Below are 5265 nucleotides of genomic sequence, written 5' to 3'. Positions count from 1 at the left end.
GCACGACATGCGCACGCCGCTCACCAACTTGCTGGCGGAAGCGCAAGTCGCACTCTCGCAACCCCGTTCCGCCGACGATTACCGCGCGGTGGTCGAGTCGAGCGTGGACGAATTCCAGCGTCTGTCGCGCCTGATCGACAGCATGCTGTTCCTTGCCCGCACCGATAGTGCACAACGCCGCTTGTCACTACAACAAGTGGACGCGCGTAGTGAAGCGTTGCGGGTCGCAGGCTACTACGAAAGTATGGCGGCGGACGCCGGCGTGGAGATCGTCGTCACAGGTAAAGCGAGCTTTGAAGGCGATGTGCTGCTCGTGCAGCGCGCGCTGAGCAATCTGGTTTCAAATGCATTGACGCACGCACCGCGCGGCAGCGTGGTCGAACTGCATTGCGCGGAGCAGATCCGTTACGCTCAGCTATCCGTATCCGACAGCGGCGCCGGCATCGCCGAACCGCATCTGAAAAGAATCTTTGACCGCTTCTATCGCGTCGACCCGGCGCGCTACAACTCGGCGCGCGGCACCGGGCTCGGCCTTGCCATCGTCAAATCGATCATGAACGAGCACCAGGGCGAATGCGGCGTCGAGAGCATCCCGCACGTGTACACCACATTCAGTCTGCGTTTTCCGAAGCGGCCCACCGCATTGCCGGCGCTTAAGGTGCAGCGAAGGCGACTCCGAAAACGGCAGGAAAATAAAGGAAAATGACGGAATTATCATCCCGTCATCATCGAAGCCTCATGCCTCCCATGCAGAATGATCCATACCGGAATACAACTTCGGTATGCAAATCATTCATGGAGAGATAGATGAAATCGAAGCGAATTGCTCTGGCCGCCCTTCTCACCAGCGCGCTGTCTACATCCGCGCTGGCCTACAACGACGACAGCATCTCCGCCCCCGACGACCCGAACCGGATCGTGCCGCCGTCGTCGAAAAATGTGCCCGCCGAGCAGCCGCACAGAATCGGAAAAACACGCGCACAAGTCCACAAGGAGCTAGTCGATGCGCGCCGCGCGGGGATCATCCCAACCACTGAGGCGGATTACCCTCCGAGCCAGCGAACCATCGACGCGAACCGCACCCGCTACCAGATTTTTGAGCGTTACTGGGCCAGCAAGGACTGAAGCGAAAGCAACGATACAAGGAGCATCACCGATGACCTACCCCCAACGCATGCTGGTCGAAAACCTTGCCTGGTCCGACGAAATCAACACCCGCGATCCCGCCTACTTCGAGCGCCTCGCCAGCAACCAGCGGCCCAATGTGTTATGGCTCGGCTGCTCCGATAGCCGCGTACCCGAAGCCGTCACCCGCGCGATGCCCGGCGAGATCTTCGTTCATCGAAACATCGCGAACCTGGTCGGCGAGCATGATGACAGTCTCGTGAGCGTGCTGGAATATGCAACCGTCGTACTAGGCGTACAACACATCGTCGTATGCGGCCATCATTGCTGCGGTGGTGTGCAAGCGGCATTGCGCCCCCCGGCTGCCGCGTTGCCGAACGTCAATCGCCGCATTGACCCGATCCGCCGTCTGGCTGCACTGCATGCAGCCGAACTCCGTCTTTTGGAGGATTTCGACGAACGCGCGGACCGGCTCGCCGAACTCAACGTACTAGCTCAGGTGCAAGCACTGCATGCAATGCCGCTGATTCAAAGTGCGCAGCGTCCGGTGCAGATTCATGGCTGGATCTTTTCGATGCACGATGGCCGCCTGAAGGCGCTAACCGATCCGCAGTGGGCGCTTGCCAACGCCGCCGACGCCCGCGAGGCGATCGGCTGAACGCCAAAGCCGCTTGCGCCTTGCGACCCGGCACAAGCGGCACAAGCGGCACAAGCGGCTCGGCAGCGCAATCGTCGCCCAAACCCGGCACTTCCCATGCGGCGGTCCGACTCCACTGTGAGCGCCGCTGTCTTCCCTCAATTCGACTCCCCAGCTTCGAGGCAAGTCTCACGATGACTCACGCTCACGCCACTCCCCCACATGACGCTTCCCCGCCAGCTTGTCCGGCATCGGCCTGGCGCACTGATCTGCTCGCCGGTATCAGCGTATTCCTGATCGCGCTACCGCTGTGTCTGGGCATTGCGACCGCCTCGGGCGTGGCCCCGTTTGCCGGCATTCTCGCCGGCGTGATCGGCGGCCTGGTGGTCGCGCTGCTAAGTGGGTCGCAGCTCAGCGTAAGCGGCCCGGCAGCCGGTCTCGTGGTGATCGTCGTACAGGCGCTTGCCACGCTGGGCAGCTTCTCCGCGTTTCTGACGGCGCTAGTGCTGGCGGGTGCGTTGCAATTGGTATTCGGCTTTTTACGCGCCGGCAAACTGGCCAGTTACGTACCGCCGCCGGTGATCAACGGCATGCTCGCCGCAATCGGCATTCTGCTGATCGCAAATCAGTTACCGCTGGCGGCAGGATTCGCTAACGGTGGCATATCGGTCGCAATACCGTTGCTGACGCTCGTCTCACTGGCGATTCTCCTCGCGTGGGAGACTCCCGCATTTCGTGCTTTCGCCCTCGTGCGTGCAATTCCCGCGCCGCTCGCTGTCGTGTCCTTCGGCGTCGCCGCGACCGCGCTCGCCGACACGTTCGCGGCCAACGGCGCGCTTGCGTCGATACAGCGCGTCGCCATGCCGCCACTGGGCTCGTGGGATTCCCTCAGCAAGGCATTCACATTCCCCAATCTCGCACAGTGGCTCAATCCCGATGTATGGCGCGTAGCCGTGGTGATCGCGATCGTCGCGAGTCTGGAGACCTTGCTGAGTCTCGAAGCGCTGGAGCAGATCGACCCGGCACATCAAAAACCGGCACCCAATCGCGAACTGAAAGCCCAGGGCGTCGGCAACCTGCTCGCCGGCCTGCTCGGCGCCTTACCGCTCACCGCCGTCGTGGTACGCAGCGCGGCCAACGTGCATGCTGGCGCGCGCAGCCGCCTGTCGTGCATGACTCATGGCGTCATACTGCTGGTCGCCTGTGTCGCGTTGACCGGCGTGATCAATATGATTCCGCTCGCGAGCCTCGCGGCGATCCTGATTCATACCGGCTACAAACTCGCCAGGCCACAATTGTTCGTGTCGATGGGTAAGGCGGGGTCCGCACAGGTCGTGCCGTTCATCGGCACCATCGTGGGCGTACTGGCGACCGATCTGCTGATCGGCATCGCGATAGGCTTCGCGCTGAGCGTCGTGCTGGTGATCGAACGCAATATGCGCCGCGTATTGAGTTTCACGCGCGACGGCGACCACTATCTGCTGACCGTGCACAAGAGCGCGACCTTCTTCTGCACACCGCAACTGAAGCACTATCTCGGGCAGATTCCATCCGGCGCAACCTTGATTCTCGATGCGACTCACGCCGATCATATCGATCACGATGTGCATCAGGTGGTCGACCGATATACGTCGCGAGCGAAAACTTGCGGTGTGCACATCGAGTACAAGCAGTGGCCGGCGCGCCGCTAACGCGAGGCCGGCAAAAACGATTGCCTCAATCGAGAAATTCCGTCGCCCGTTTGCGCAGCACCGCGCCGAAATCGTCGAGCCAGCCGATCGACAGCCGCCAGCTCTGCCAGTACAGATCGACATCGATATGCTTGCCGGGCGCCATGTCCACCAGCTCGCCGCCGGCCAGATGCGGCGCGATCATCCGTTCGGGGCACATGCCCCACCCAAGTCCCGTCACGCAGGCGCGCAGAAAACCGGCGACGTGCGGAATCCAGTGCAACGGCGGATCGAGTTCCGCCCGCGTGATGCGGCGCATGAAGCGCTTCTGCAACTGATCTTTGGGATTGAAATCGACACACGGCGCGCGCCGCAGCGACTCGCGCGTGACGCCGTCGGTAAAATGACGCTCACGAAACGCCGGCGTGCATACCGCCAGATAGCGCATGCGCCCGAGGCGTGTCGAGCGGCAGCCCTGCACCGGCTCCGCTTGCGTGGTCACCGCACCTTGCACGCTGCCGTCGCGAATCCGCTGCGCGGTGTGATCCTGATCGTCGATCACCAGATCGAGCAGCATCTCCCGTTCCACACAGAATTGCGCCACCGCGTCGATAAACCAGGTGCCCACGCTGTCGTCGTTGACGGCCACGCGCAGTGCCGGCCATGGTTCGACCAGTGCGCCTGGCAGCGCCGGCAGCCGACCGGTCAGCTCCGCTTCCAGTAGTTGCACGCGTTCGGTATGGCGGCACAGGAGCGCCCCGGAGGTGGTCGCGACGCACGGCTGGCCGCGCTTCACAAGCACGCTGCCCACCCTTTCCTCCAGCAGCTTGACCCGCTGGGAGACGGCTGATGGCGTCACATTCAGTTCGCTGGCCGCACGGTCGAACGAACCATGCCGCACTACGGCGGCCAGTGCGTCGAGCAACGCATAGTCGAGCATTAGCGTTCCTTAATCTGCATTAAGTAAATTAGCTTCTCTTATGAGAAGCAAAACCGCAGACTAGCCTCGTTCGCTTCTCCCGTCTACTGGATCGATTATGAATTGGCTGTCTTTCTCCCACGGCGCTGCTCTGTGCGCGTCGCTGATCGTGACGATCGGCGCGCAGAACGCCTTTGTGCTCCGTCAGGGCATCATGCGCTCGCACGTCGGCAAGATCGTCGCGCTGTGCGCGCTGTCCGACTTCATCCTGATCGGCGCGGGTGTGGGCGGTGCGTCGGTCCTGGTGGAACGCTATCCAGTTTTCGTCCACGCGATGCTGTATGTCGGGCTCGCCTATCTGGCGTGGTTCGGCGTCAACGCGCTGCGCCGCGCGGTGCGGCCGGGACATGCGGTAATGGATGCCAGTGCAAGCGGTGCGGCGCCGGGCACGAGCGCGGCGCCCGTGCAACGCGCCATGCCGATCATCCTGATGACGCTGGCCTTCACGTGGCTCAATCCGCACGTGTATCTCGACACCTTCCTGCTGATCGGCACGGCCGGCGCGCGCGAACCGGACGGCGCACGGGTGGCGTTCGCGCTCGGCGCGATGGCGGTTAGCGGAGTCTGGTTTGTCGGCCTGGGATACGGCGCGCGTGCGTTGGCGCCGCTGTTTCGTCGTGCGACGGCGTGGCGCGTGCTGGATGGTGCGATTGGCAGCATGGTGTTGCTGCTGGCGGTGACGCAGTTACGATAGACACCGGCAGACGCCTTACGTTCGTGCTGGTTGTACGCCCCACCAACCAGCACGAACATCTCGAACTTCATTCCACCGTGACCGACTTCGCAAGATTTCTCGGCTTATCGACATCGGTTCCGCGCGCAAATGCAGTGTGATAGGCGAGCAACTGCAACGG

The 5265-nt window shown here is 62.5% G+C and carries 6 protein-coding genes; 5 read left to right on the top strand and 1 reads right to left on the bottom strand.

What is annotated here, in order from left to right:
* The 4 genes from VFE81_RS18655 to VFE81_RS18640 all read left to right on the top strand — a co-directional run.
* Positions 1–706: heavy metal sensor histidine kinase (locus VFE81_RS18655; RefSeq protein WP_325046008.1), on the top strand; the 706-nt coding region annotated here is incomplete at its 5' end.
* Between the two features lie 101 nt (positions 707–807).
* Positions 808–1125 (top strand): DUF4148 domain-containing protein, encoded by a 318-nt coding sequence (locus VFE81_RS18650; RefSeq protein ID WP_325046007.1) that lies wholly within the window; start codon positions 808–810, stop codon positions 1123–1125.
* A gap of 31 nt (positions 1126–1156) precedes the next feature.
* Positions 1157–1783: a carbonic anhydrase gene (locus VFE81_RS18645; RefSeq protein ID WP_325046006.1), complete on the top strand. Its 627-nt coding sequence runs from the start codon at positions 1157–1159 to the stop codon at positions 1781–1783.
* A gap of 173 nt (positions 1784–1956) precedes the next feature.
* The gene (locus VFE81_RS18640; RefSeq protein ID WP_325046005.1) at positions 1957–3453 is read left to right on the top strand and encodes a SulP family inorganic anion transporter; all 1497 of its coding nucleotides are present in this window, start codon (positions 1957–1959) and stop codon (positions 3451–3453) included.
* Positions 3454–3478: 25 nt separating this feature from the next.
* Here VFE81_RS18640 and VFE81_RS18635 read toward each other — a convergent pair whose 3' ends face one another.
* Positions 3479–4372 (bottom strand): LysR family transcriptional regulator ArgP, encoded by an 894-nt coding sequence (locus VFE81_RS18635; protein ID WP_325046004.1) that lies wholly within the window; start codon positions 4370–4372, stop codon positions 3479–3481.
* Between the two features lie 97 nt (positions 4373–4469).
* Here VFE81_RS18635 and VFE81_RS18630 point away from each other — a divergent pair, with 97 nt between their 5' ends.
* Positions 4470–5105: a LysE/ArgO family amino acid transporter gene (locus VFE81_RS18630; RefSeq protein WP_325046003.1), complete on the top strand. Its 636-nt coding sequence runs from the start codon at positions 4470–4472 to the stop codon at positions 5103–5105.
* Positions 5106–5265: the final 160 nt, after the last annotated feature.

Origin of the sequence: Paraburkholderia sp. (genome assembly GCF_035656215.1) — a bacterium.
Classification (GTDB): domain Bacteria; phylum Pseudomonadota; class Gammaproteobacteria; order Burkholderiales; family Burkholderiaceae; genus Paraburkholderia.
The sequence above is the reverse complement of the archived record's forward strand: the minus strand, read 5'-3'. Positions and strand labels throughout refer to the sequence as shown.